Source organism: Enterobacter sp. IF2SW-B1, assembly GCF_001743375.1.
Classification (GTDB): Bacteria; Pseudomonadota; Gammaproteobacteria; order Enterobacterales; family Enterobacteriaceae; genus Enterobacter; species Enterobacter bugandensis.
Genome location: NZ_MJAA01000010.1, coordinates 53,065 through 79,245, shown reverse-complemented (window position 1 = coordinate 79,245; position 26,181 = coordinate 53,065). Strand labels below are relative to the sequence as shown.

Here is a 26,181-nt window from a genome sequence, read left to right as displayed (position 1 = left end):
CGCTTAGCCAACGACCAGATTGAGCAGTTTACCCGGTACGTAGATCGCTTTACGTAAGGTAACGCCCTCAAGATATTTCGCAACCAGAGGTTCCTGGCCCGCGCGCTCGCGAACCTGATCTTCAGTTGCATCGACCGCCACGGTAATTTTACCACGGACTTTGCCGTTGACCTGGACCACCACCAGCGTGGTGTTTTCCACCATCGCTGCTTCGTCAGCCACCGGCCACGGCGCGTTGTCGATATCGCCTTCGCCTTTCAGCTCCTGCCACAGGGTGAAGCTGACGTGTGGCGTGAACGGGTTAAGCATGCGAACCACGGCCAGCAGCGCTTCACGCATGATGGCACGATCCTGCTCGCCGTCCTGCGGGGCTTTCGCCAGCTTGTTCATCAGTTCCATAATAGCCGCAATTGCGGTATTGAAGGTCTGACGACGACCAATATCATCGGTCACTTTCGCGATCGTTTTATGAACATCACGACGCAGCGCCTGCTGATCTTCGCTCAGCGCAGCGGCGTTCAGTGCCGGAGCATCACCCTGTGCGGTATGTTCGTACACCAGCTTCCAGACGCGTTTCAGGAAGCGGTTCGCGCCTTCTACGCCCGACTCCTGCCACTCAAGGGTCATATCAGCCGGAGAAGCAAACATCATGAACAGACGTACGGTGTCCGCGCCGTAACGCTCAACCATCACCTGCGGGTCGATGCCGTTGTTTTTAGACTTGGACATCTTGCTCATGCCGGTATAAACCAGTTCATGGCCTTCAGCGTCTGTCGCCTTCACGATACGGCCTTTCTCGTCGCGCTCAACGATCGCATCAACCGGAGAAACCCAGTTACGCTCTCCGTTCGCGCCAACATAGTAGAAGGCGTCTGCCAGCACCATACCCTGGCACAGCAGCTGTTTAGCGGGCTCGTCAGAGTTCACCATGCCGGCATCGCGCATCAGCTTATGGAAAAAGCGGAAGTAGAGCAGGTGCATGATGGCGTGTTCGATACCACCAATATAGATATCTACCGGCAGCCAGTAGTTGGCGGCGTCAGAATCCAGCATGCCTTCTTTGTACTGCGGGCAGGTGTAGCGCGCGTAGTACCAGGAGGACTCCATAAAGGTATCGAAGGTGTCGGTTTCACGCAGCGCAGGCTGGCCGTTGACGGTGGTTTTAGCCCACTCAGGATCGGCTTTGATCGGGCTGGTGATGCCGTCCATAACCACGTCTTCCGGCAGGATCACGGGCAGCTGATCTTCAGGCGTTGGCATGACGGTGCCGTCTTCCAGGGTCACCATTGGAATTGGCGCACCCCAGTAACGCTGACGGGACACGCCCCAGTCGCGCAGACGGAAGTTCACTTTACGCTCGCCCACGCCCAGTGAGGCCAGCTTATCGGCGATGGCGTTGAAGCCCTCTTCGAAGCTGAGGCCGCTGAACTCACCGGAGTTGAACAGGGTGCCTTTTTCGGTCAACGCCTGCTCGGACAGGTCAGGTTCAGAACCATCGGCGGCCAGAATAACGGCTTTAATCGGCAGGTTGTATTTGGTGGCAAACTCGTAGTCGCGCTGATCGTGACCCGGAACGGCCATGACTGCACCTGTACCGTACTCCATCAGAACGAAGTTTGCTGCCCAGACCGGGATCGCTTCGCCCGTCAGCGGGTGCTTAGCATAGAAGCCCGTCGCAACGCCTTTTTTCTCCATCGTCGCCATGTCGGCTTCGGCCACTTTCGTGTTGCGGCATTCATCGATGAAGGTCGCCAGTTCCGGGTTGTTCTCTGCCGCTTTCTGCGCCAGCGGGTGACCTGCGGCCACGGCCAGATAGGTCGCACCCATGAAGGTGTCCGGACGGGTGGTGTAGACGGTCAGGGTCTGGTCGTAGTTCTCAACGTTGAAGGTAATTTCCACGCCTTCAGAACGGCCGATCCAGTTGCGCTGCATGGTCTTAACGGTGTCAGGCCAGTGATCCAGCGTATCCAGATCGTTCAGCAGTTCGTCAGCGTAAGCGGTGATTTTGATAAACCACTGTGGGATCTCTTTACGCTCAACTTTGGTGTCGCAGCGCCAGCAGCAGCCGTCGATAACCTGCTCGTTCGCCAGAACGGTCTGGTCATTCGGGCACCAGTTAACGGCAGAGGTCTTCTTGTACACCAGGCCTTTTTTGTACAGCTCGGTGAAGAACTTCTGCTCCCAGCGGTAGTATTCCGGGGTACAGGTCGCCAGCTCGCGGCTCCAGTCATAGCCGAAGCCCAGCATTTTGAGCTGGTTTTTCATGTACGCGATGTTGTCGTACGTCCACGGTGCCGGAGCGGTATTGTTTTTTACCGCTGCGCCTTCTGCAGGCAGGCCGAACGCATCCCAGCCGATTGGCTGCAGAACGTTTTTGCCCAGCATGCGCTGGTAACGGGCGATCACATCACCGATGGTGTAGTTACGCACGTGGCCCATGTGTAGTCGACCAGAAGGATAGGGAAGCATCGACAGGCAGTAATACTTCTCTTTGCTCTCGTCTTCGGTTACTTCAAAGGTGCGCTTCTCGTCCCAGTGTTGCTGGACTTTTGATTCTATCTCTTCCGGGCGGTATTGCTCTTGCATGGCAGCCAGTGGTCCTGTGTTCAATACAGCTACAAAAATGTAGCCAATGGATGTGGTAATTCAGATCCGCATAGCATAGCCCAAACGCCCGCGTCAAAACAGCCTTTCGCGCAATTGCACTTTGCAGGAATTTACCGGGTCTGTGCTTGACCTGACAAAGCGGCGGCGAAATAAGGTCTATTATTAGAAATAGTTACTTACCCGGGAGGCAAAATGATGAACAAGGTTGCTCAATTTTACCGCGAACTGGTGGCGACACTGACGGAACGGCTGCGTAACGGCGAGCGCGATATTGACGCGCTGGTCGAACAGGCGCGTGAACGGGTGACGCAAACGGGTGAGTTAACGCGAACCGAAGTGGAAGAGGTGACGCGCGCCGTACGCCGCGATCTGGAAGAGTTCGCGCGCAGCTACGAAGAGAGCCAGGATGAGATCGCCGACAGCGTCTTTATGCGGGTGATCAAAGAGAGCCTGTGGCAGGAGCTGGCGGATATTACCGATAAAACCCAGCTGGAGTGGCGCGAGGTGTTCCAGGATTTAAATCATCACGGCGTGTACCAGAGCGGTGAAGTGGTGGGGCTGGGGAATCTGGTGTGCGAGAAGTGCCATCACCATATTGCGGTATATACGCCGGATGTGTTGCCGCTGTGCCCGAAGTGCGGGCACGATCAGTTCCAGCGTCGCCCGTTTGAGCCATAAGTAAAAGCGCAGTTTAGTTCCCTCTCCCACCGGGAGAGGGCCAGGGTGAGGGCATCAGGCCGCACAATAGTAAGCAAGTCTTTCCGCCAGCAAATCCACAAACGCCTCCCGGTCGATATCCACCATCAGCGTCGTATTCGGTTTATTCCCCGTCAGCGAATAGTAATCCACCACCGTCATCCCCTGGGTATATTTCCCCTGCGTCTCCACGCCAACCCATCTGTCCACCGTGGTAAACATTTCAGGCTTCAGCAGCCAGGCGATGGTGCACGGGTCATGCAGCGGCGCGCCGTGAAAGCCCCATTTCTCGGCTTTGTGATACTCCATAAAGAAGTCGAGCAGCTCGGCTACGGTTGTCGCAACCGGGTTGCCCACGGCGCGGAAGCGCTCAATATCGTCTGCCATAATCTGTGCCCGATGCGTCACGTCCAGCCCCGCCATCACAATCGGCAGGCCCGACTGGAAGACGATCTCCGCCGCTTCCGGATCAACAAAGATGTTGAATTCGGCCGCAGGCGTCCAGTTCCCAAGCCCCATAGCCCCACCCATAATCACAATACGAGCGATTTTACCGCGCAGTTCCGGATGGCTGTTCAGCAGGAGCGCAACGTTAGTCTGCGGGCCAGTTGCCACCAGGGTGACGGGTTCTGCACTTTCACGCAGCACCTTCGCCATCAGCTCCACGGCGGTGCAGTTTTGCGGTGCAAAGCCCGGCTCCGGCAGCGCCGGGCCATCCAGCCCGCTTTCACCGTGAACGTTGTCGGCAATGATCAGCTCGCGCATCAGCGGCTTAACGGCGCCGCCTGCGACAGGAATATCGGTGCGTTTCAGCAGCGTCAGCATTCGTAAAACGTTGCGCAGGGTTTTGTCCGGCGTCTGATTTCCGGCGGACGAGGTGACCGCTTTCACGTCCAGTTCCGGGGAGGCAAGCGCGAGGACGAGCGCGATCGCGTCATCATGACCCGGATCGCAGTCGAGAATTATAGGGTGTGCCATAGCGTTCTCCATTCTTAGCATTATTTTGTGACAAGGTTAACGCTGCGATGTGACGCCGAATAGAAAAAGAGATCTAAAGCGTGAAGCAGTGCGCAATCCGCAGATTGCGCACCGAGAAGATTAGTGCAGGATTTTCGCGAGGAAATCTTTGGCGCGTTCGGATTTCGGGTTGGCGAAGAACTCTTCTTTCGGTGAGTCTTCGACAATTTTCCCTTCGTCCATGAAGATCACGCGGTTGGCCACTTTACGGGCGAAGCCCATTTCGTGCGTCACCACCATCATGGTCATCCCTTCGTGCGCCAGCTCGACCATCACGTCCAGCACTTCGTTGATCATTTCAGGATCGAGTGCTGACGTGGGCTCATCGAACAGCATCGCCACCGGATCCATGCACAGCGCGCGCGCAATCGCCACACGCTGCTGCTGGCCGCCGGAAAGCTGTGCCGGGAACTTATCGGCATGTGCAGAAAGCCCCACGCGCTCCAGAAGCTTGAGCCCCTTTTCGCGCGACGCTTTTTTATCACGCTTGAGCACTTTGACCTGAGCCAGCGTCAGGTTCTCAATAATGGACAGATGAGGGAATAGCTCAAAATGCTGGAACACCATGCCGACGTGAGAGCGAAGCTGGGCCAGGTTGGTTTTCTTGTCGTTCACTTTCGTGCCGTTAACAACAATTTCGCCCTGCTGCACAGGCTCCAGACCATTAACCGTTTTGATCAGCGTAGACTTACCGGAACCGGACGGCCCGCACACCACCACCACATCGCCTTTTTTGACTTCGGTGGAGCAGTCGGTCAGCACCTGAAAGTGCCCATACCATTTAGAAACATTTTTCAGGGAAATCATTATACCGTCCTTTTCTTCAGCCAGCTGACCAACAGCGACGCGCTTAAACTAATCACAAAATAGACCGCACCCGCGAAGAGCACCATCTCGACCTGCGTACCATCACGTTCACCTATGGTCGACGCGGTACGGAAGAAGTCCGCCAGACTCAGAACGTAAACCAGAGAGGTATCCTGGAACAGCACGATACCCTGGGTCAGCAGGAGCGGAACCATGGCGCGAAACGCCTGAGGCAGAATGATGAGCTGCATGGACTGCCAGTGCGTCATTCCCAGCGCCAGCGCGGCGCTGGACTGCCCACGGGAGATACTCTGGATACCCGCACGGATAATCTCTGAATAGTAAGCGGCCTCAAACATCGAGAACGCCACCATCGCAGAGATCAGGCGGATGTCGGTTTTCGGCGACAGTCCCAGCACGTTCTGTAAGAAGCCTGGAACAATCAGGTAAAACCACAGCAGCACCATCACCAGCGGGATGGAGCGGAAGACGTTAACGTAGGCAGTCGCAAACCAGGCGAGCGGCTTAAAGCTCGACAGGCGCATGACGGCCAGCAGGGTGCCCCAGACGATACCCACGACGATAGCGATCGCGGTGATCTTTAGGGTAATCACCAGGCCATCAAGCAGGTAAGGCATAGATGGAACAATAGAACTCCAGTCAAATTCGTACATTATTTGCCTCCCAGATTGCCCGGCAGGCGTACTTTGCGTTCAACCAGGTTCATCACCAGCATGATGAAAGCGTTAATCAGAACATACGCGAGCGTGATCGCGGTGAAGGATTCCCACGCGTGAGCGGAGTAATCCAGCAGCTTGCCCGCCTGTGCAGCCATATCCACCAGGCCGATGGTTGAGGCGATGGCCGAGTTTTTCACCAGGTTCATCATCTCAGAGGTCATCGGTGGAACGATAACGCGATAGGCGTTAGGCAGCAGCACGTAGCGGTAGGTTTGTGGCAGGGTCAGGCCCATCGCCAGGCCCGCATTTTTTTGTCCGCGTGGCAATGACTGAATGGCGGCACGCACCTGCTCGCAAACGCGCGCAGCGGTAAACAGCCCCAGACACATCATGGAGGAGACAAAGAACTGCACGTTCGGATCCAGCTCCGACTTGAACCACATGCCAATATTTTCCGGCAGCAGTTCCGGGATGACCAGATACCAGGTAAAGAACTGCACGATGAGCGGAACGTTACGGAACAGTTCCACATACAGTGTGCCAATTGTTGAAAGAAAACGGTTAGGGACGGTGCGCAGAATACCGAACAGCGAACCGACAAGAAACGCGATGATCCACGCCGTTATCGATAATGCCACGGTAACCTGAAAGCCGCTCCACAGCCAGCCAAGATAGGTGGTGTTGCCGAACGGGGCTTGTTGCAGGAAGATGCCCCAGTTCCAGTCTATTGACATAATAAACTCCAGAAAAAAGAGGGTAGCAGCGCTACCCTCGAAGATTGGTGAGAAGCTCTTTTTTCGCGCTGAGTGGGGAACGACCACTCAGCGTATATGTCTGTCCATGCTTCCCGACAATCGAGAGGGCAGGAGGTCCCGCCCCTGTTGTTCTAATTAGTTAAGAGCCTTGTCATTTGGAGATTTGAACAGCGCTTTCATGTCGTCAGACAGTTCAAAGTTCATATTGAGATTTTTTGGTGGAATCGGGTTCTTAAACCACTTGTCGAACCATTTTTCCGCTTCGCCGGAGGTCTGCACCTGGGCGATAGTGTCATCGATCAGCTTTTTGAACTGCGGATCGTCTTTACGCAGCATACAGCCGTAGGCTTCTTTGGACTGCGCGGTACCGACGATATCCCAGTTGTCTGGTTTCTTCGCCTTCGCACGTTCGCCCGCCAGCAGGGCGTCATCCATCATAAACGCGACGGCACGACCACTTTCCAGCGTACGGAAGGAGTCGCCATGGTCTTTCGCGCTGATGATGCGCATATCCATTTTCTTCTCGTCGTTCAGCTTGTGCAGCAGGACTTCAGAAGTGGTGCCGGAGGTCACAACGACCGCCTTGCCTTTCAGGTCAGCAAAATCTTTGATCGCGCCGCCCTTCTTGGTCAGCAGACGGGTGCCCACGACAAAGATGGTGTCAGAGAAGGCCGCCTGTTTTTGACGCTCGAGGTTGTTGGTGGTGGAACCACACTCGAAGTCAAAGGTGCCGTTTTGCAGCAGCGGAATACGGTTCTGTGAAGTGATTGGGATCAGCTTCACCTGCAGGTCAGGTTTGTTCAGCTTTTTCTTCACAGCTTCAACGATAGCGTTGGAGTAATCCTGTGAATAGCCCACGACTTTTTGCGTGTTGTCGTAGTAAGAGAACGGGACGGAAGATTCACGGTGGCCGACCACGATGACGCCGTTTTTGGCAATCTTGTCGAGAGTGCTGCCTGCTGCCGGAGCGTCTTCAGCGTGAACCACGCCTGCGGACATTCCCATAACCAGCATTGCTGTGGCCAGTTTACGTAATTGCATACCCAACTCCTTTCTTATCAGCGCCAGTGACGCATAGATACCCATTGTGATGTTGTTATATCTCTCGCAATGCGAGTGCAGTGTTATGCAAGCTTGTTAACATTTAGTCTGGCTTAATGTAAAGATTTTGCTGCGTTATTGTTTATTTTTGCGAAGCGCGCCGCACCATTCAGAGGCAATAATCTCCCGTTGCACCGTTTCGGTGCTAGCGACGATTTACACTGGTGCGACATGGTTGCACGTTAAGCCAGACAGCGTTTACGTGAATAAATAAAGCAACAGGCGTGCCAGAATTGAAGATTGGGAGGAAATTGCCGGGTAAGGCGCAGTCGCCACCCGGCATCAGAAGGCAAGATTATTTATGACGCTGACGCAGGCTCATCAGCACGGCGCCAAAGCCGAACAGCGCGGTCAGGATCCACAGTGGCCAGTTGCCGGTGCGGGCGTACGGCGTCAGGCCCGTGGTAGGCGTGACTTGGGTTGTCAGCACTTCACGGGTGAACTGCGGGATCATGGCCTGGATTTCGCCCTTTGGGCCAATCACGGCGGTGATGCCGTTATTGGTGCTACGCAGCAGCGGACGCGCCAGCTCCAGAGAACGCATGCGCGCCATCTGGAAGTGCTGCCACGGGCCGATTGATTTACCGAACCACGCATCGTTGGAGATGGTCAGCAGATAGTCGGTGTCCGGGCGGAAGTTATCGCGCACCTGCTCGCCGAGGATGATTTCGTAGCAGATGGCGGCCGTCAGGGCCAGACCGTGCGCGTGAAGCTGAGGCTGAACGTACGGACCGCGGCTGAAGGAGGACATCGGCAGGTCAAAGAACGGTGCCAGCGGACGCAAAATAGACTCCAGCGGCACAAATTCACCGAACGGCACGAGGTGGTTCTTGTTGTACCGGTCGGTGGAGTGGTAGCTGTATTCGCTGTCTTTGCCGAGCGTAATAATGGTGTTGTAGGTGTCGTAGCGGTTCTGCTGATTCAGGCGCGCATCAACAATGCCGGTAATCAGGGTGCTGCCGCGCGCCACCAGCAGATCGTTCATCATGTTGAGGAACGGCTGCTGGTTAATTTCCAGATCGGGAATAGCGGATTCTGGCCAGATAATCAGCTGCGATTTGCCCATCACCTCTTCGGTGGCGTTGGCGTAGATCTTTAGCGTGTTCAGCAACTCTTTTTCGTCCCACTTCATGGACTGCGGGATATTCCCCTGCACCATGGAAACCTGCATGGCGCGCTCGGGCTCGGGCGTGAACCACTGGATATAGCGCAGCGGGAAGGGCAGAGCGAACAGCACCAGCGCCACAGCCAGCGGCTTCCAGCCGCGCGTGACCAGCGCCAGTACCAGCAGGCCGCTTACCACCATCAGCAGAAAGTTAATGGCTTCAACGCCCATTACCGGTGCCAGACCTTTCAGCGGGCCGTCAATCTGGCTGTAGCCGAACTGCAGCCACGGGAAGCCGGTCAGCACCCAGCCGCGGAGGAACTCGGTAATCTGCCAGACCACCGGCGCGGCAATGGCGACACGCAGCCAGGTGGTTTTAGGCCACAGGCGAGAGAGAATCCCGGCGAACAGACCGGTATAGAGCGAGAGATAGGCGGCGAGCAGAACGACCAGGAAGACGTTAACCGGCCCCGGCATCCCGCCAAATTGTGCGATGCTGACGTAGACCCAGTTAATGCCGGAGCCAAATAGCCCCAGCCCCCAGAAGTAGCCGATCGCAGCGGCCTGTACCGGACGACGATTCAGGGTTAACCCCTGAAGCCCCATCAGGGAGAGAATGGCCGCGGGCCAGATATCGTAAGGAGAAAAAGCCAGCGTACCGCTGGCTCCGAGTATCAGCGCCAGCAGCAAACGGACGCGCTGGCGTTCAAGCAATGGGGCAAATGCCATTTACATTAATCTTCCAGTTTTGGCACCGGTGAATCGTCCGGCGTTCTGACGTGAACCTGTATAATACGTCGGCTGTCGGCCATTGCCACTTTGAACTGGTAACCGTCGATGTCAACGGTTTCACCGCGCGCCGGAAGATGGCCAAAGGCCTGCATCACCAGCCCGCCAATGGTATCGACCTCTTCATCGCTAAAGTGAGTACCGAAGGCGTCGTTGAAATCTTCAATCGAGGCCAGCGCGCGCACGGTCCAGGTGTGGCGACTAAGCTGACGGAAGTCGATATCTTCTTCTTCGTCGTACTCGTCTTCGATTTCGCCCACGATCAGCTCAAGAATATCTTCGATCGTGACAAGACCTGAGACACCGCCGAATTCATCAATAACAATCGCCATGTGGTAACGCTGAGAGCGAAACTCTTTCAGCATTCGATCCACACGTTTACTTTCCGGCACGACCACGGCCTGGCGTAACACTTTTTCCATGCTGAAGGCTTCGGCATCGCTGCGCATAAACGGCAGCAGATCTTTGGCCATCAAAATCCCTTCGATGTGATCTTTATCTTCGCTGATGACCGGGAAACGCGAGTGGGCGGATTCGATGATCACATCGAGGCACTCGTCCAGCGTCTGGTTACGTTTCAGGGTGATCATCTGCGAGCGAGGGATCATGATGTCGCGGACGCGCTGGTCGGCAATGTCCATGACCCCTTCGAGCATTTCGCGCGTATCTTCGTCGATAAGGTCGTTCTGCCCGGAATCACGAATCAGCTCCAGCAGTTCATCACGGTTTTTCGGCTCGCCGTGGAAAAGCTGGTTCAGAATGAGGGAGAAAAATCCCTTTTTACTGGTTGTCGTGTCGCTACTGTGTGAATTGTCGTCGCTCATGGCGTTTGTTAAGGGTTCTCTTGTTAGTTCAATGTTAACCGCCGCGCTATGTCCCTGCGCGGCGGCATGGTAGTCAGTAACTGACTATTCTTTCTCGGCAATGTACGGATCCTCATAGCCCAGAGCAAGCATTATCTCTGTCTCAAGGGACTCCATCTCTTCCGCTTCGTCATCTTCAATGTGGTCGTAGCCCAGCAGGTGCAGGCTGCCATGTACCACCATATGCGCCCAGTGCGCTTCCAGCGGTTTCTGCTGCTCTTTGGCTTCCTGCTCAACCACCTGACGGCAGATGATCAGATCGCCCAGCAGCGGCATCTCAATACCCGGCGGCGCTTCGAACGGGAAAGAGAGCACGTTGGTTGGCTTATCTTTCCCGCGGTAGGTCAGGTTAAGCTCATGGCTTTCCGCTTCATCCACCAGGCGAATCGTGACTTCTGATTCTTCCTGAAACTGGGGGATTACCGCATCCAGCCATTTCTGAAACTGTGCCTCTTCTGGCATGCCGGAATTGTCTTCACACGCCAGCTGTAAATCGAGGATCACCTGACTCATTTCTGTTCTTGCTCCTGCGCTTCGCGCTTACGTTCCGCGGCCTGTTCGGCCCTGCGTTTTTGATCCGCCTCTTCCCAGGCTTCATAGGCGTTAACGATGCGCGCGACCACCGGGTGGCGAACGACGTCTTCACTGTGGAAGAAGTTAAAGCTAATTTCGTCTACCTCTGACAGCACCTCAATGGCGTGGCGCAGGCCTGATTTAGTGCTGCGCGGCAGGTCGATCTGGGTGACGTCACCGGTGATCACCGCTTTCGAGTTGAAGCCGATACGCGTCAGGAACATTTTCATCTGTTCGATGGTGGTGTTCTGGCTTTCATCGAGAATGATGAACGCATCGTTGAGCGTGCGGCCGCGCATGTAGGCGAGCGGGGCCACTTCGATCACGTTACGTTCGATCAGCTTCTCCACTTTCTCGAAGCCGAGCATCTCGAACAGCGCGTCGTACAGCGGGCGCAGGTAAGGGTCGACCTTCTGGCTCAGATCGCCGGGCAGGAAGCCGAGTTTTTCACCCGCTTCAACGGCGGGGCGGGTCAGCAGGATACGACGGATCTCCTGACGCTCCAGCGCATCCACCGCAGCGGCAACCGCCAGATAGGTTTTACCTGTACCCGCGGGACCCACGCCGAAGGTGATGTCATGGTCAAGAATATTGGCGATGTACTGCGCCTGGTTCGGCGTACGCGGCTTGATGACGCCACGCTTGGTCTTGATATTGATCGCCTTGCCGTAGTCCGGCACGCTTTCCGCGCTCTGCTCAAGCACGCGCGCCTCTTTAATGGCGAGGTGGATCTGTTCCGGCTCGATATCCTGAATTTCGCCGCGCATCGGGGCGGTATCGACATACAGGCTGCGCAGAATATCTGCTGCCGCGTTGACGCAGATAGGGCGTCCGGTGAGTTTGAAATGGTTATCGCGACGATTGATTTCGATACCCAGACGTCGCTCCAGTTGTTTGATGTTGTCATCAAACGGCCCGCACAGGCTCAGCAGGCGAGCGTTGTCTGCGGGCTCAAGGCTAATTTCACGCGTATCTATGTTCAAACTGTTCCTCTTTAAATGGTTAACTGACCCGCTGCCACACGGCGCAATAGAACGGTCATTACCGAAATTATTCACGCCACAGAATAAAGGCGCAAGCGTTGCGGTAGATATTGGGGGTGATGAGAGGAAATACAAGGCCTGCCGAAGAGACAGGCCTGAAGGATCAAGGCTGGTAAATCCCAACGCCAGAATCGTTTTCTTTGCGAGTACGAGAAATAACGGATTCCGGTGACTCGGCAATACGCAGGCCCATTTCGTCCTCGGTGCGTACCACCTTCGCGCGCAGCGAGTTGGTCAGCACTTCGACAATTTCGACGTCCACAAATTTACCGATCATGTCCGGGGTGCCTTCGAAGTTCACCACGCGGTTGTTCTCGGTACGACCGGACAGCTCCATGATGCTCTTGCGGGAGGTGCCTTCCACCAGAATGCGCTGGACGGTTCCGAGCATGCGGCGGCTCCAGGCGTTGGCCTGCTGGTTGATGCGTTCCTGAAGAATATACAGACGCTGCTTTTTCTCTTCTTCCGGCACGTCATCAACCATGTCGGCCGCAGGCGTGCCAGGACGCGCTGAGAAGATGAAGCTGTAGCTGACGTCAAAGTTCACTTCACCGATGAGCTTCATGGTGCGCTCGAAGTCATCAGCGGTTTCGCCTGGGAAGCCGACGATAAAGTCAGAGCTAATCTGGATATCCGGGCGCGCTTCGCGCAGCTTGCGGATGGTGGATTTGTACTCCAGCACCGTATGCGGGCGGCCCATCAGGTTCAGCACGCGGTCAGATCCGCACTGAATCGGCAGGTGCAGGAAGCTCACCAGCTCTGGCGTATCGCGATAGACGTCAATAATGTCGTCGGTAAACTCCATCGGATGGCTGGTGGTAAAACGAATACGGTCAATGCCGTCAATCGCGGCTACCAGGCGCAGCAGTTCGGCAAAGCTGCCGGTGGTGCCGTCGTAGTTCTCGCCGCGCCAGGCGTTAACGTTCTGGCCCAGCAGGTTCACTTCGCGGACGCCCTGCGCGGCAAGCTGGGCAATTTCAAACAGAATGTCGTCCGCCGGGCGGCTGACCTCTTCACCGCGGGTGTAAGGCACCACGCAGTAGGTACAGTATTTGTTGCAGCCTTCCATGATCGAGACGAAGGCGGTCGGGCCATCGGCGCGCGGCTCTGGCAGACGGTCAAATTTCTCGATCTCCGGGAAGCTGACGTCAACGACCGGGCTACGGTTACCGCGAACCTGATTGATCATCTCCGGCAGGCGGTGCAGGGTCTGAGGACCAAAGACGATATCCACATACGGGGCTCTCTGACGGATCAGCTTACCTTCCTGCGAGGCGACGCAGCCACCGACGCCAATGATCAGGTCCGGATTTTTCCGTTTGAGAAGCTTCCAGCGGCCTAACACATGAAAGACTTTTTCCTGTGCTTTTTCACGAATTGAACATGTGTTCAGCAGCAGCACATCGGCTTCTTTCGCATTTTCAGTCAGCTGGTATCCGTGGGTGGTATCCAGCAGATCGGCCATCTTGGATGAATCGTATTCGTTCATCTGACAGCCCCAGGTTTTTATATGGAGTTTTTTAGTCATCGACTTGCTCAGCTCAGGATTGCAAGCCGCGTATTGTAATGCTTTGGTGGGGTTGTGACCAGTATGAAGGTTGTGTGTCTCAGGACCGCAAAAATCCGGTAAACTTAAGGGATTCTCCAATAAGGAAAATTGACCATGACACTCCAACACACCGAAGTTGCCGTTGTCGGCGGCGGTATGGTCGGCGGCGCGCTGGCGCTGGGGCTGGCGCAGCAGGGATTTGATGTAACCATTATTGAACAGGCGGCTCCCCCGGCATTCGATCCCGCCAGCAAACCGGACGTGCGCATTTCCGCCATCAGCGCGGCGTCCGTCGATCTGCTGCGCGGCCTGGGCGTCTGGGAGGCGGTGCAGGCGATGCGCGCACACCCTTACAGCCGCCTTGAAACCTGGGAGTGGGAAAATGCCCACGTGTCGTTTGACGCCGCCGAGCTGAAGCTGCCGCGCCTGGGCTATATGGTGGAAAACAACGTGCTCCAGCTGGCGCTCTGGCAGGCGCTGGAGGCACATCCGAAGGTGACGCTGCGTATGCCTGCGTCACTTAAGGCACTGCATCCTCATGAAAGCGGCTATTTGCTGACGCTCGACAGCGGCGATGAACTGGCCGTGAAGCTGGTCGTCGGGGCCGATGGCGCTAACTCGCAGGTCAGGGAGATGGCGGGTATTGGGGTTCATGCCTGGCAATATCAGCAATCCTGCATGTTAATCACCGTTCAGTGTGAGAATGCGCCGGGTGAAAGCACCTGGCAGCACTTTACGCCGAACGGCCCGCATGCATTCTTGCCGCTGTTTGATAACTGGGCTTCGCTGGTGTGGTACGACAAACCGGCGCGCATTCGCCAGCTGCAGGGGCTGTCGATGGAGCAGCTGCAGCGCGAGATCCTGCTTCACTTCCCGAGCCGCCTTGGCAACGTGACGCCAGTCACCGCAGGTGCATTCCCGCTCACGCGCCGTCATGCTTTACAGTATGCCCGAGAAGGGCTGGCGCTGGTGGGTGATGCGGCACACACCATCCACCCGCTGGCGGGGCAGGGAGTCAATCTTGGATACCGTGACGTCGATGCGTTACTGGACGTGCTGGGCAACGCACGCGCTCACGCGGAAGCCTGGGCCAGCCATCAGGTACTGAAGCGCTACCAGACGCGCCGTATGGCGGATAACTTCATTATGCAGTCAGGGATGGATCTGTTCTATGCCGGTTTCAGCAATGACCTGGCCCCGGTGCGCATTCTGCGTAACATTGGCTTAATGGCGGCAGAGCGTGCCGGTGGGCTGAAGCGTCAGGCCTTGAAATACGCCCTCGGACTCTAATCTTAATTCCCTCTCCCCGTGGGAGAGGGGTAGGGTGAGGGCATCAGGCCGCACTATTCTGAGCAACAAAAACAAAAAAGCCCGCAGAGCGGGCTTGTTTGTTTTAAGTGGCTGGGGTGCAGGGATTCGAACCCCGGAATGCTGGTATCAGAAACCAGAGCCTTACCGCTTGGCGAMACCCCAATTGCGTTAAACAGACTGCTTAACGACTTTTAAATTGGCTGGGGTACGAGGATTCGAACCTCGGAATGCCGGAATCAGAATCCGGTGCCTTACCGCTTGGCGATACCCCAACAATTTTTTATTACCGAAACAAATCGATAATCTTAATTTGGTGGCTACGACGGGATTCGAACCTGTGACCCCATCATTATGAGTGATGTGCTCTAACCAACTGAGCTACGTAGCCAGTACTGCAGTCTTCGATGGCTGGGGTACCTGGATTCGAACCAGGGAATGCCGGTATCAAAAACCGGTGCCTTACCGCTTGGCGATACCCCAATACCGCGGAGAACCGCAAAATCGAAGAAATATGGCTGGGGTACCTGGATTCGAACCAGGGAATGCCGGTATCAAAAACCGGTGCCTTACCGCTTGGCGATACCCCATCCGTGCAACGCTTACCCGGGAATGGTGCGGGAGGCGAGACTTGAACTCGCACACCTTGCGGCGCCAGAACCTAAATCTGGTGCGTCTACCAATTTCGCCACTCCCGCAAAAAGATGGTGGCTACGACGGGATTCGAACCTGTGACCCCATCATTATGAGTGATGTGCTCTAACCAACTGAGCTACGTAGCCATCTTTTTTTCGCGTTACCTTATCGGCGTTGCGGGGCGCATTATGCGTATAGACCCTTGCAGCGTCAACACCTTTTTCAACGAAAATAGCCGGAATGTGACTGTTTGGTTAGGTTGCGAACAGCGTGGCCGAATATTCGGCAATTATTGGTTATTAATCGGTTTTTGGTGGTGAAATGTGAGGCAAAAAAAACAGGCCCCTGAGGGGCCTGTTTGAAATGGTTGTGATTATTTGTAGGCGGACTGGTGAACGCCTACCGCACGCCCCGATGGATCGTTCATCGCCTTGAAAGATTCATCCCATTCAATGGCTTTCGCGGATGAACAGGCCACTGACGGACCGCCAGGAACACACTCGGCAGCGCTCGGCACCGGGAACAGCTCTTCAAAGATCTCACGATAGAGGTACGCTTCTTTCGAGCCCGGCGTGTTGTACGGGAAGCGGAAGCTTGCGGTTTCCAGCTGCTGGTCAGAAATCTGCTTCGCCGCCACCTCTTTCAGGGTGTCGATCCAGCTGTAGCCAACGCCATCAGAGAACTGCTCTTTCTGACGCCATGCCACGCTCGCCGGCAGGTAAGATTCAAAACATTCACGCAGGATATGTTTTTCCATTTTGCCGTTGCCGCACATTTTATCCTGCGGGTTGATGCGCATCGCCACGTCGAGGAATTTCTTATCCAGGAACGGCACGCGCGCTTCCACGCCCCAGGCTGACATCGCTTTGTTGGCACGCGCACAGTCGAACATATGCAGCGCCTGCAGCTTACGCACGGTCTCTTCATGCAGCTCTTTGGCGTTTGGCGCTTTGTGGAAGTACAGGTAGCCGCCAAACACTTCGTCAGAACCTTCGCCGGAGAGCACCATCTTGATGCCCATCGCCTTGATCTTACGCGACATCAGGTACATCGGCGTGGAGGCGCGAATGGTGGTCACGTCATAGGTTTCAATGTGATAGATCACATCGCGGATCGCATCCAGGCCTTCCTGCACGGTGAAGTGAATTTCATGGTGCACGGTGCCGAGGTGGTTTGCCACTTCCTGCGCGGCTTTCAGATCCGGTGCCCCTTCCAGGCCCACGGCAAAGGAGTGCAGCTGCGGCCACCAGGCCTCGGAGCGCTCCTGATCTTCCACGCGACGAGCCGCGAATTTCTTGGTGATCGCGGAGATCACGGAGGAGTCCAGACCGCCGGAGAGCAGTACGCCGTAAGGCACGTCTGACATCAGGTGGCTTTTCACGGAATCTTCCAGCGCCTGACGCAGCTCGGCTTTATCCGTCACGTTGTCTTTCACCGCGTCATAGTCAAACCAGTCGCGCTGGTAGTACGAACGGATTTCACCGTCTTTACTCCACAGATAGCTGCCCGCCGGGAACTCTTTGATGGTGCGGCAGACCGGCACCAGGGCTTTCATTTCGGACGCGACATAGAAGTTGCCGTGTTCATCGTGCCCCATGTACAGCGGGATAATACCGATATGGTCACGGCCAATCAGGTAAGCGTCTTTTTCGCTGTCGTACAGCGCGAAGGCAAACATGCCTTGCAGCTCGTCGAGGAACTCCGGGCCTTTCTCCTGATACAGCGCCAGGATCACTTCACAGTCAGAGCCGGTCTGGAAGGCGTAGCGGTCGCCGTACTCGGCGCGCAGCGCCTGATGGTTATAAATTTCACCGTTGACAGCCAGCGCGTGCGTTTTTTTCTCGTTATACAGCGGCTGTGCACCGGCGTTGACGTCAACAATCGACAGGCGTTCGTGAGCCAGAATCGCTTTGTCGCTGGCGTAAACGCCTGACCAGTCCGGGCCGCGATGGCGCATCAGGCGGGACAATTCGAGTGCTTTTTTACGCAGTTCGCCCGCGTCAGTTTTAATATCCAGTACGCCAAAAATTGAACACATAACCTTCTCCGTTAACCCTGTTGCATTGTGATGTTGCTTGCTTATGAAAATGCCGCAAAAGGGGGGAGGGGCGCAAGGGTTTTACGGGCCAAAACGGAAATAGTGCAATAGTGATTGCGGAATAGTGAAAAAAGAGTACGTCACGCATCCTTTTATTGATGATTATGCAATGAAAATGGTTTTTTGTTAGATGGTGTTTTGTTTATATAAGCTGAAAATGAAAAACCACGCCCTGGGACGTGGTTCAGAATCAAATAACGTCGATTTCGTCGACAGAGGGGTAAATCCAGCTAGGTCGGAAGGGCATCGTATCGATGTCATCAAGCTGCGAGACGCCAGAAAGTACCAGGATGGTTTCAAGCCCTGCCTGGAAGCCAGCCAGAATATCGGTGCGCAGGTTGTCGCCAACAATGACGGTTTCTTCTGAGTGTGCCTGCATCGTATTCAGCGCGGCGCGGATGATCCACGGGCTCGGTTTGCCGACAACAAAAGGCTTACGGCCCGAGATTTTTTCAATACCGGCGCACAGCGCGCCGCAGGCCGGATAGAAACCACGGCCGTGCGTATCCGGGTTGGTGGCGATAAAGCGTGCACCGTTGGCGACAAAGTAGGCTGCTTTATGCATCATCTCCCAGTTAAAGGAGCGCGTTTCACCCACGATCACAAAGTCCGGGTTCACATCGGTAATGGTAAAGCCTGCTTTATACAGCTCGTGGATCAGCGCGCCTTCACCGACCACGTAGGCTTTTTTTCCTTCCTGACGCTTCAGGAAATCCGCCGTTGCCATTGCGGAGGTATAAAACACGCTGTCCGGCACGTCGACGCCTGCGGTGGCAAAGCGGTTCGCCAGATCCTGACCGGTTTGGGAAGGGTAGTTCGTGAGTAGAACCAGTGGCATTCCTTTGTCGATGATGCGGTGAAGAAACTCCGCAGCACCCGGCACGGCAACGTTGTCGTGCATCAGCACGCCGTCGATATCACAAATTACATTCTTAATGGTCATGGACATTCCGACATCAAAAAAAGAAGGCGTTACTATAAGGTCCGATCAGGATTCCAGCAAATGCTGGAGCAGGATCCCGTTGAGCATGGCGCGCTTGACCAGCGCAAACGCGCCAATCGCCGAGCGATGGTCAAGCTTCGAACGAACCACCGGGAGGTTCTGTCGGAATGCTTTCAGCGCCTGGGTGTTGATACAGCCTTCGATGGCGGGCAGCAGCACCTTTTCCGCTTCAACAATCTCTCCGGCGATCACCACTTTCTGCGGGTTAAACAGGTTAATGGCGATGGCGATGGTTTTCCCCAGATGGCGACCTACCTGCTCGATCACCTCACAGGCCAGCGCGTCGCCTTTATTGGCGGCTTTGCAGATGGTGCCTATCTTGCAATCGTCCAGCGTGACGCGGCTTTGATAACCCTGCTCAAGCAGGTGGCGAACGCGCTGCTCGATGGCCGTGTTGGCGGCGATGGTTTCAAGGCAGCCGAAGTTGCCGCAGTGGCAGCGTTCGCCGAGCGGTTCAACCTGGATGTGGCCGATCTCGCCAACGTTACCGTTACGACCAATAAAAATACGGCCATTGGAGATAATGCCTGCGCCCGTACCGCGGTGTACGCGCACCAGAATAGAGTCTTCACAGTCCTGACTCGCACCAAAGTAGTGCTCAGCCAGCGCTAAAGATCGAATATCATGGCCGACAAAGCAGGTCACCTTAAAGCGTTTTTCCAGCGCGTCGACCAGCGCCCAGTTCTCAACCTGAATATGCGGCATGTATCGGATCACACCGCTTTCCGGGTCGACCAGGCCCGGCAGAATGACGGAGATGGCGATCAGTTCGCGGATCTTGCGCTGACAGCTTTCAATAAAGTGCGCGATAGTATTCAGCAGCGCGTGTTCCAGCGTCTCCTGAGTGCGCTCGGGCAGCGGGTAGTGCTCTTCCGCAATGGCTTTGCTGCTCAGATCGTACAGCGTGAGCGTGGTGTCATGACGACCAAGCCGGACGCCAATGGCCTGAAAGTTACGGGTTTCGGTAATGATAGAGATGGCGCGGCGGCCCCCGGTGGAGGCCTGCTGATCGACTTCTTTGATCAAACCGCGCTCAATGAGCTGGCGGGTAATTTTTGTCACGCTGGCGGGAGCAAGCTGGCTTTGTTCGGCTATCTGGATCCGCGAGATTGGACCATGTTGGTCAATCAGGCGATAAACCGCCGCACTGTTAAGTTGTTTAACGAGATCGACATTACCGATTTGAGCTTGTCCGCCTGGTGTCATACTTTTACTTACTCAGTGACGACCTCGTTACCATTAACGATGGTCTTAATAATTTTATAATCGTGTGTGAATGCCGTCAGGTTTGCAACCATACCTGGTGCAATTCCGCCGAGCTGTTTATCCACGCCGATGGCGCGAGCCGGATAAAGGGTGGCCATACGCAGGACTTCATCAAGCGCAATCCCACAATGCTCCACCAGATTACGCACCCCTTCAATCATGGTCAAAGAGGAGCCACTCAGCGTACCGTTTTCATCCACACACAGTCCATTGCGGTAGTATATTGTTTTACCAGCAAAAATGAACTGCTCAATATTTGCACCTGCTGGCGCGGTGGCATCGGTGACCAGGCAGAGCTTGTCACCTTTCAGCCGTTTGGCGTTGCGAATGTTGGTGTAATCAACGTGCATGCCATCTGCGATAATGCCGCAGTAGACGTCTGGTTCGTCGAGAATCGCCCCGACCAGACCCGGTTCACGGCCGGTAATATACGGCATGGCGTTGTAAAGGTGGGTCGCAAAGGTAATGCCGGCACGGAAGCCCGCTTTGGCTTCTTTCAGCGTGGCGTTTGAGTGGCCTGCTGAAACCACAATCCCGGCGGCAGCCAGTTTGCTGATGACCTCAGTACCGGTCATTTCAGGCGCCAGCGTCACTTTAGCGATCACATCAGCATTGGCACACATGTAGTCGACCAGTTCAGCATCCGGCTTGCGCACGTAATCCGGGTTATGCGTGCCTTTTTTCACTATGTTCAGCCATGGCCCTTCCAGATGCAGACCCAGCGCCTGGTTCGGGTGTTTGGCGAGGTATTCGCGCATCACGCGGATACCCTGTTTCATCAGGTCATCACTGCTGGTGATGAGCGTCGGCAGATAGCTGGTGCAGCCTGATTTCTCGTTAGCTTTCTGCATGATTTCCAGCGTTTCAACCGTCACCGCCTCGGCGGTGTCATTGAACTGCACACCGCCGCAGCCGTTAAGCTGTACGTCGATGAAACCGGGGGAGATTACTGCTCCATTGAGTGAGCGCTGTTCTATCTCCGGCGGCAGTTCCGCCAGCGGGCAAACACGTTCAATCAGGCCATTGGCGATAACAATCGCATGGTCATCCAGAATTTCATGGCCGGTATAAATCCGACCGTGGGTTAAAGCGTACATATCGACCCCCGGTTAAAAAAAGCGACCGCCTCTGACAGAAGAGGCGGTTATTCAATTACAGACCTTTGATGTTCTCAGCTTCTAACTCGTTGAAGTATTTCAGCGTTTTCACCTTCAGCTCCATCGTGGACGGTTCGTCGCAGACGATGACTGATTTTGGATGCAGCTGCAGGCAGCTGATGGTCCACATGTGGTTAACGTTGCCTTCAACGGCTGCCTGGAGCGCCTGCGCTTTCACGCCGCCCAGTACCAGAATCATCACCTCTTCGGCATCCAGCAGGGTGCCTACGCCAACGGTCAGGGCGTATTTTGGAACCTGGTTCACGTCACCGTCAAAGAAGCGGGAGTTTGCCACGCGGGTGTCATGGGTCAGCGTTTTAATACGGGTACGGGAAGCCAGAGAAGAAGCTGGTTCGTTGAACGCGATATGACCATCGTTGCCCACGCCACCCATGAACAGGTGGATTTTACCGTAAGAACGGATTTTTTCTTCGTACTGACGGCATTCTGCGTCAATATCAGGCGCATTTCCATTCAGCAGGTTAATATTTTCAGCTGGGATATCAACGTGATCAAAGAAATTGCGGTGCATGAAGCTATGGTAGCTTTCAGGATGCTCCTTTGGCAGGCCGACATATTCGTCCATGTTGAAGGTCACAACGTGTTTAAAGCTAACCTGGCCCGCTTTATGCATTTCAACCAGCGCTTTGTACGCGGTCAGTGGGGTACCACCCGTTGGAAGGCCAAGAACGAAGGGACGATCGGCAGTAGGCTTGAAGGCATTAATACGGTTAACGATATGGCGAGCGGCCCATTTACCGACTTGTTCAGCAGTTGCCAGGGGAATCAGTCTCATTGTTCACCTCAAAGTTTAAGTAGAAGAGTGGGCGGATGGGTATCGGAACCTGATGCTTAAGCGTAACCTGGAACCTTTCAGGTCGGATCAATCCGTCTTGATTTTTTGAATGATAAAATAAGTTTTGGCTGTTAGCCAGTGAAAGGGAGGAGGGAATACGATATTTGGTGACAATAATCACAAAAAATAGGTGTTTAATTTGCGATACGAATTAATTTTTCACACACTCAGACTGCCAGTGAATCATCAACTGTATCTATCGTTCGTGACACAATAAAAACATAGTTTATGCGCGAGTCTTAATAATGGGTCTCGTAGGGGGAATAGGATGAATATTTTAGGTTTTTTCCAGCGCCTCGGTAGGGCTTTGCAGCTCCCTATCGCCGTGCTACCGGTTGCAGCGTTGCTGCTGCGATTCGGGCAACCCGATCTTCTTAACGTGCCGTTTATTGCCCAGGCTGGCGGCGCCATTTTTGACAACCTTGCGCTGATCTTCGCCATCGGCGTGGCGTCAAGCTGGTCAAAAGACAGCGCCGGTGCTGCGGCACTGGCAGGGGCGGTAGGTTACTTCATCCTCACGAAAGCGATGGTAACCATCAACCCGGAAATCAACATGGGTGTACTGGCGGGTATCATTACCGGTCTGGTCGGTGGTGCCGTGTACAACCGCTGGGCGGGTATCAAACTGCCTGACTTCCTGAGCTTCTTCGGCGGTAAACGTTTTGTGCCAATTGCGACGGGCTTTTTCTGCCTGATCCTGGCAGCTATCTTTGGCTACGTCTGGCCGCCGGTGCAGCATGCTATCCATGCGGGCGGCGAGTGGATTGTTTCTGCGGGTGCAGTGGGCTCAGGTATCTTTGGCTTTATCAACCGTCTGCTGATCCCAACCGGTCTGCATCAGGTGCTGAACACCATCGCCTGGTTCCAGATTGGTGAGTTCACCAATGCTGCGGGCACCGTATTCCATGGCGACATCAACCGCTTCTATGCGGGTGACGGCACCGCGGGTATGTTCATGTCTGGCTTCTTCCCAATCATGATGTTTGGTCTGCCGGGCGCTGCACTGGCAATGTACCTGGCTGCGCCAAAAGCGCGTCGCCCAATGGTTGGCGGCATGCTGCTGTCCGTTGCGATTACCGCGTTCCTGACCGGTGTAACCGAGCCGCTGGAATTCCTGTTCATGTTCCTGGCGCCGGTGCTGTACCTCATGCATGCGGTCCTGACCGGTATCAGCCTGTTTGTGGCGACCCTGCTGGGCATCCATGCTGGCTTCTCCTTCTCTGCAGGCGCGATCGACTACGTGTTGATGTACAACCTGCCAGCGGCAAGCAAAAACGTCTGGATGCTGGTGGTAATGGGTCTGGTCTTCTTCGTCATCTACTTCGTGCTGTTCACTGCGGTTATTCGTATGTTTAACCTCAAAACACCAGGCCGCGAAGATACCAAAGACGAAGTGGTCACCAACGAAGCCAACAGCAATACCGAAGAGGGGCTGACTCAGCTGGCGACCAGCTATATCGCTGCCGTCGGTGGGACTGACAACCTGAAAGCGATTGATGCCTGTATCACCCGTCTGCGTCTGACGGTGGGTGACTCGGCGCGCGTAAGCGACGCAATGTGTAAACGCCTTGGTGCATCGGGCGTGGTTAAACTGAACAAACAAACTATCCAGGTTATCGTAGGCGCCAAAGCGGAATCCATTGGCGACGAAATGAAGAAAGTGGTTGCCCGTGGCCCGGTCGCGGCGGCATCAGCCGACAGCGCACCTGCGTCGACGGCTGCCCCGGTAGCGAAGCCGCAGGCCGTGCCTAACGCCGTGACGGTGGCCGCGCTGGTCTCTCCGGTAACGGGTGACGTGGTTGACCTTGAGCAGGTGCCTGACGAAGCGTTCGCCAGCAAAGCGGTCGGTGACGGCGTGGCGGTGAAACCAACGGACAAAACCGTTGTGTCTCCGGCGGCAGGCACCATCGTGAAAATCTTCAACACCAACCATGCGTTCTGCCTCGAAACCGAAAAAGGCGCGGAGATCGTTGTCCATATGGGCATCGATACCGTAGCGCTGAACGGTCAGGGCTTTACTCGCCTGGTGGAAGAGGGGGCCGAAGTGGTGGCAGGTCAGCCGATTCTGGAAATGGATCTGGACTTCCTGAACGCCAACGCGCGCTCGATGATTAGTCCGGTCGTGTGCAGCAACATCGACGACTTTAGCGGTCTGGTACTCCAGGCGAAAGGTCAGGTGGTTGCGGGTCAGACACCGCTGTATGAGATTAAAGGCAAGTAATCGCTCCTGAGTAGAGTCATGCCTTAAGCGGCGGGGGATATCCTCCGCCGCTTTTTTTATGGGTAACGTTTTTTCCGTGACATAAAGGTTGTCTCTTCGTCCGGCTTATAAGATCATATGTCGTTATACGTTGTTTACGCTTTGAGGAATCCACGATGAGTGAGGCAGAAGCCCGCCCGAGTAACTTTATTCGTCAGATCATCGATGAAGATCTGGCCAGTGGTAAGCACACCACGGTACATACGCGTTTCCCGCCGGAGCCGAACGGCTACCTGCACATTGGTCACGCGAAATCGATCTGCCTGAACTTTGGCATTGCGCAAGACTACCAGGGGCAGTGCAACCTGCGTTTCGATGACACCAACCCAGTAAAAGAAGACATCGAATACGTTGAGTCCATTAAAAACGACGTGCAATGGCTGGGCTTCAACTGGTCTGGCGATATCTGCTACTCCTCTGACTATTTTGATCAGCTGTATGCCTACGCGGTGGAGCTGATCAACAAAGGTCTGGCCTACGTTGATGAGCTGTCTGCGGACGAAATCCGCGAGTATCGCGGTACGCTGACTGCACCAGGCAAAAACAGCCCGTTCCGCGATCGCAGCGTGGAAGAGAACCTGGCGCTGTTTGAAAAAATGCGTGCCGGTGGCTTCGAAGAAGGTAAAGCGTGCCTGCGTGCCAAAATCGATATGGCGTCGCCGTTTATCGTGATGCGCGATCCGGTGCTGTACCGCATTAAGTTCGCAGAACACCACCAGACCGGCAACAAGTGGTGCATCTACCCGATGTACGACTTCACCCACTGCATCAGCGATGCGCTGGAAGGGATTACGCACTCGCTGTGTACGCTGGAGTTCCAGGATAACCGTCGTCTGTACGACTGGGTGCTGGATAACATCACCATTCCTGTGCATCCGCGTCAGTATGAGTTCTCTCGTCTGAATCTGGAATACACCGTGATGTCCAAGCGTAAGCTGAACCTGCTGGTGACCGACAAGCACGTTGAGGGCTGGGACGACCCGCGCATGCCGACCATCTCCGGCCTGCGTCGTCGTGGTTACACTGCCGCTTCTATTCGTGAGTTCTGCAAACGCATCGGCGTGACCAAGCAGGACAACACCATCGAAATGGCGTCTCTGGAATCCTGCATTCGTGAAGATCTTAACGAAAACGCCCCGCGCGCGATGGCCGTTATCGATCCGGTGAAACTGGTGATTGAAAATTACCCGCAGGGTGGAAGCGAGCTGGTCTCTATGCCTAACCATCCGAATAAACCGGAAATGGGAAGCCGCGACGTGCCGTTCAGCGGTGAGATCTGGATCGACCGTGCTGACTTCCGTGAAGAAGCCAATAAGCAGTACAAGCGTCTGGTGTTGGGTAAAGAAGTTCGTCTGCGTAACGCCTACGTCATCAAAGCCGAGCGCGTAGAGAAGGATGCTGAAGGTAACATTACCACCATCTTCTGTTCGTACGATGCTGAGACGCTGAGCAAAGATCCGGCAGACGGCCGCAAGGTGAAAGGCGTGATCCACTGGGTGAGCGCTTCCCACGCGCTGCCGGTAGAAATTCGTCTGTACGATCGTCTGTTTAGCGTACCTAACCCGGGTGCGGCTGAAGACTTCCTGGCGACCATCAACCCGGAATCTTTGGTGATCAAGCAAGGTTATGCGGAGCCATCGCTGAAAGCCGCTGAAGCGGGCAAAGCGTTCCAGTTCGAGCGTGAAGGTTACTTCTGCCTGGACAGCCGTTACAGCACGGCAGAAAAACCGGTATTTAACCGTACCGTAGGTCTGCGTGATACCTGGACCAAGATCGGCGAATAATAACGCTGCACTGGTCAATGAGAAACAAACGCCGCTTATAGCGGCGTTTTTTTATTTAATGATCATATTGTTAAAGTAGGCCCGTAATTAGGCCAGCTAAAATTTTTGGTCAATGCGGTGCTACTTATTTTTCTGAAAAAAGTTTGTCTGTTTCATAAAATGGAGAATAAAGACAAATACGGGTTTTATTACGATCTTATACGCCGAAATTACCTGCTCTACCCCCGT

General features: G+C 55.0%; 20 protein-coding genes and 7 tRNA genes. 4 read left to right on the top strand and 23 right to left on the bottom strand.

Annotated elements, in window-relative coordinates; all coding sequences use genetic code 11:
• Window positions 1-3: 3 nt before the first annotated feature.
• A complete protein-coding gene (gene leuS / locus A6013_RS19210; RefSeq protein ID WP_048338851.1) occupies window positions 4-2,586 on the bottom strand; it encodes a leucine--tRNA ligase in 2,583 nt (860 codons plus the stop codon).
• Window positions 2,587-2,802: 216 nt separating this feature from the next.
• Between leuS and A6013_RS19205 the strand changes: the two genes are divergently transcribed.
• The gene (locus A6013_RS19205; protein ID WP_028012343.1) at window positions 2,803-3,285 is read left to right on the top strand and encodes a zinc ribbon-containing protein; all 483 of its coding nucleotides are present in this window, start codon (window positions 2,803-2,805) and stop codon (window positions 3,283-3,285) included.
• A gap of 54 nt (window positions 3,286-3,339) precedes the next feature.
• On the opposite strand, the gene rihA is transcribed toward A6013_RS19205, so the two are convergent.
• From rihA to miaB, 10 genes are all read right to left on the bottom strand, one after another.
• Window positions 3,340-4,281 (bottom strand): pyrimidine-specific ribonucleoside hydrolase RihA, encoded by a 942-nt coding sequence (gene rihA / locus A6013_RS19200; protein WP_048999839.1) that lies wholly within the window; start codon window positions 4,279-4,281, stop codon window positions 3,340-3,342.
• 120 nt (window positions 4,282-4,401) lie between these two features.
• A complete protein-coding gene (locus A6013_RS19195) occupies window positions 4,402-5,127 on the bottom strand; it encodes an amino acid ABC transporter ATP-binding protein (protein WP_014883001.1) in 726 nt (241 codons plus the stop codon).
• Window positions 5,127-5,801, bottom strand: coding sequence for a glutamate/aspartate ABC transporter permease GltK (gene gltK / locus A6013_RS19190; RefSeq protein WP_028012346.1), 675 nt, complete (start codon window positions 5,799-5,801; stop codon window positions 5,127-5,129). The genes A6013_RS19195 and gltK overlap by 1 nt, the downstream gene beginning before the upstream one ends.
• On the bottom strand, window positions 5,801-6,541 hold the full coding sequence (locus A6013_RS19185; RefSeq protein WP_028012347.1) for an amino acid ABC transporter permease: 741 nt from the start codon (window positions 6,539-6,541) through the stop codon (window positions 5,801-5,803). The genes gltK and A6013_RS19185 overlap by 1 nt, the downstream gene beginning before the upstream one ends.
• A gap of 156 nt (window positions 6,542-6,697) precedes the next feature.
• Window positions 6,698-7,603 carry an amino acid ABC transporter substrate-binding protein gene (locus A6013_RS19180; RefSeq protein WP_014831086.1) on the bottom strand — a complete coding sequence of 302 codons (906 nt, stop codon included), beginning with the start codon at window positions 7,601-7,603 and terminating at the stop codon, window positions 6,698-6,700.
• A 355-nt stretch (window positions 7,604-7,958) separates the two neighbouring features.
• Complete coding sequence (lnt, locus tag A6013_RS19175) at window positions 7,959-9,497, bottom strand: apolipoprotein N-acyltransferase (protein ID WP_069733582.1); 1,539 nt, start codon at window positions 9,495-9,497, stop codon at window positions 7,959-7,961.
• Window positions 9,498-9,502: 5 nt separating this feature from the next.
• On the bottom strand, window positions 9,503-10,381 hold the full coding sequence (gene corC, locus A6013_RS19170) for a CNNM family magnesium/cobalt transport protein CorC (RefSeq protein ID WP_021242574.1): 879 nt from the start codon (window positions 10,379-10,381) through the stop codon (window positions 9,503-9,505).
• Between the two features lie 84 nt (window positions 10,382-10,465).
• Window positions 10,466-10,933 carry an rRNA maturation RNase YbeY gene (gene ybeY, locus A6013_RS19165; protein ID WP_003858677.1) on the bottom strand — a complete coding sequence of 156 codons (468 nt, stop codon included), beginning with the start codon at window positions 10,931-10,933 and terminating at the stop codon, window positions 10,466-10,468.
• Entirely contained in the window at window positions 10,930-11,976 is a 1,047-nt protein-coding gene (locus A6013_RS19160; RefSeq protein WP_028012349.1) for a PhoH family protein, read from the bottom strand. The genes ybeY and A6013_RS19160 overlap by 4 nt, the downstream gene beginning before the upstream one ends.
• Window positions 11,977-12,139: 163 nt before the next feature.
• Window positions 12,140-13,564 (bottom strand): tRNA (N6-isopentenyl adenosine(37)-C2)-methylthiotransferase MiaB, encoded by a 1,425-nt coding sequence (gene miaB, locus A6013_RS19155; RefSeq protein ID WP_028012350.1) that lies wholly within the window; start codon window positions 13,562-13,564, stop codon window positions 12,140-12,142.
• 135 nt (window positions 13,565-13,699) lie between these two features.
• On the opposite strand from miaB, the gene ubiF reads away from it, so the two are divergent.
• On the top strand, window positions 13,700-14,875 hold the full coding sequence (gene ubiF, locus A6013_RS19150) for a 3-demethoxyubiquinol 3-hydroxylase (RefSeq protein ID WP_069733581.1): 1,176 nt from the start codon (window positions 13,700-13,702) through the stop codon (window positions 14,873-14,875).
• A 108-nt stretch (window positions 14,876-14,983) separates the two neighbouring features.
• Here the strand turns inward: ubiF and A6013_RS19145 are convergent.
• The 12 genes from A6013_RS19145 to nagB form a co-directional block, all read right to left on the bottom strand.
• Window positions 14,984-15,058: transfer RNA gene (locus A6013_RS19145), tRNA-Gln, on the bottom strand.
• Window positions 15,059-15,093: 35 nt separating this feature from the next.
• A tRNA-Gln gene (locus A6013_RS19140) sits at window positions 15,094-15,168 on the bottom strand.
• 39 nt (window positions 15,169-15,207) lie between these two features.
• Window positions 15,208-15,284 (bottom strand) — tRNA-Met (locus A6013_RS19135).
• A gap of 17 nt (window positions 15,285-15,301) precedes the next feature.
• Window positions 15,302-15,376, bottom strand: a tRNA-Gln gene (locus tag A6013_RS19130).
• Between the two features lie 32 nt (window positions 15,377-15,408).
• A tRNA-Gln gene (locus tag A6013_RS19125) sits at window positions 15,409-15,483 on the bottom strand.
• A gap of 23 nt (window positions 15,484-15,506) precedes the next feature.
• Window positions 15,507-15,591, bottom strand: a tRNA-Leu gene (locus A6013_RS19120).
• A gap of 7 nt (window positions 15,592-15,598) precedes the next feature.
• Window positions 15,599-15,675 (bottom strand) — tRNA-Met (locus A6013_RS19115).
• Between the two features lie 227 nt (window positions 15,676-15,902).
• Window positions 15,903-17,567 (bottom strand): asparagine synthase B, encoded by a 1,665-nt coding sequence (gene asnB, locus A6013_RS19110; protein WP_045261094.1) that lies wholly within the window; start codon window positions 17,565-17,567, stop codon window positions 15,903-15,905.
• 250 nt (window positions 17,568-17,817) lie between these two features.
• Complete coding sequence (nagD, locus tag A6013_RS19105) at window positions 17,818-18,570, bottom strand: ribonucleotide monophosphatase NagD (RefSeq protein ID WP_028012353.1); 753 nt, start codon at window positions 18,568-18,570, stop codon at window positions 17,818-17,820.
• A gap of 45 nt (window positions 18,571-18,615) precedes the next feature.
• On the bottom strand, window positions 18,616-19,836 hold the full coding sequence (locus A6013_RS19100; protein ID WP_028012354.1) for an N-acetylglucosamine repressor: 1,221 nt from the start codon (window positions 19,834-19,836) through the stop codon (window positions 18,616-18,618).
• Between the two features lie 8 nt (window positions 19,837-19,844).
• Window positions 19,845-20,993: an N-acetylglucosamine-6-phosphate deacetylase gene (gene nagA / locus A6013_RS19095; RefSeq protein WP_028012355.1), complete on the bottom strand. Its 1,149-nt coding sequence runs from the start codon at window positions 20,991-20,993 to the stop codon at window positions 19,845-19,847.
• A gap of 55 nt (window positions 20,994-21,048) precedes the next feature.
• Window positions 21,049-21,849, bottom strand: coding sequence for a glucosamine-6-phosphate deaminase (nagB, locus tag A6013_RS19090; RefSeq protein WP_028012356.1), 801 nt, complete (start codon window positions 21,847-21,849; stop codon window positions 21,049-21,051).
• Window positions 21,850-22,177: 328 nt separating this feature from the next.
• Between nagB and nagE the strand changes: the two genes are divergently transcribed.
• Together nagE and glnS are read left to right on the top strand one after the other, a co-directional pair.
• A complete protein-coding gene (gene nagE / locus A6013_RS19085) occupies window positions 22,178-24,130 on the top strand; it encodes a PTS N-acetyl glucosamine transporter subunit IIABC (RefSeq protein ID WP_028012357.1) in 1,953 nt (650 codons plus the stop codon).
• A gap of 155 nt (window positions 24,131-24,285) precedes the next feature.
• Complete coding sequence (gene glnS, locus A6013_RS19080) at window positions 24,286-25,953, top strand: glutamine--tRNA ligase (RefSeq protein ID WP_041910779.1); 1,668 nt, start codon at window positions 24,286-24,288, stop codon at window positions 25,951-25,953.
• Window positions 25,954-26,181: the final 228 nt, after the last annotated feature.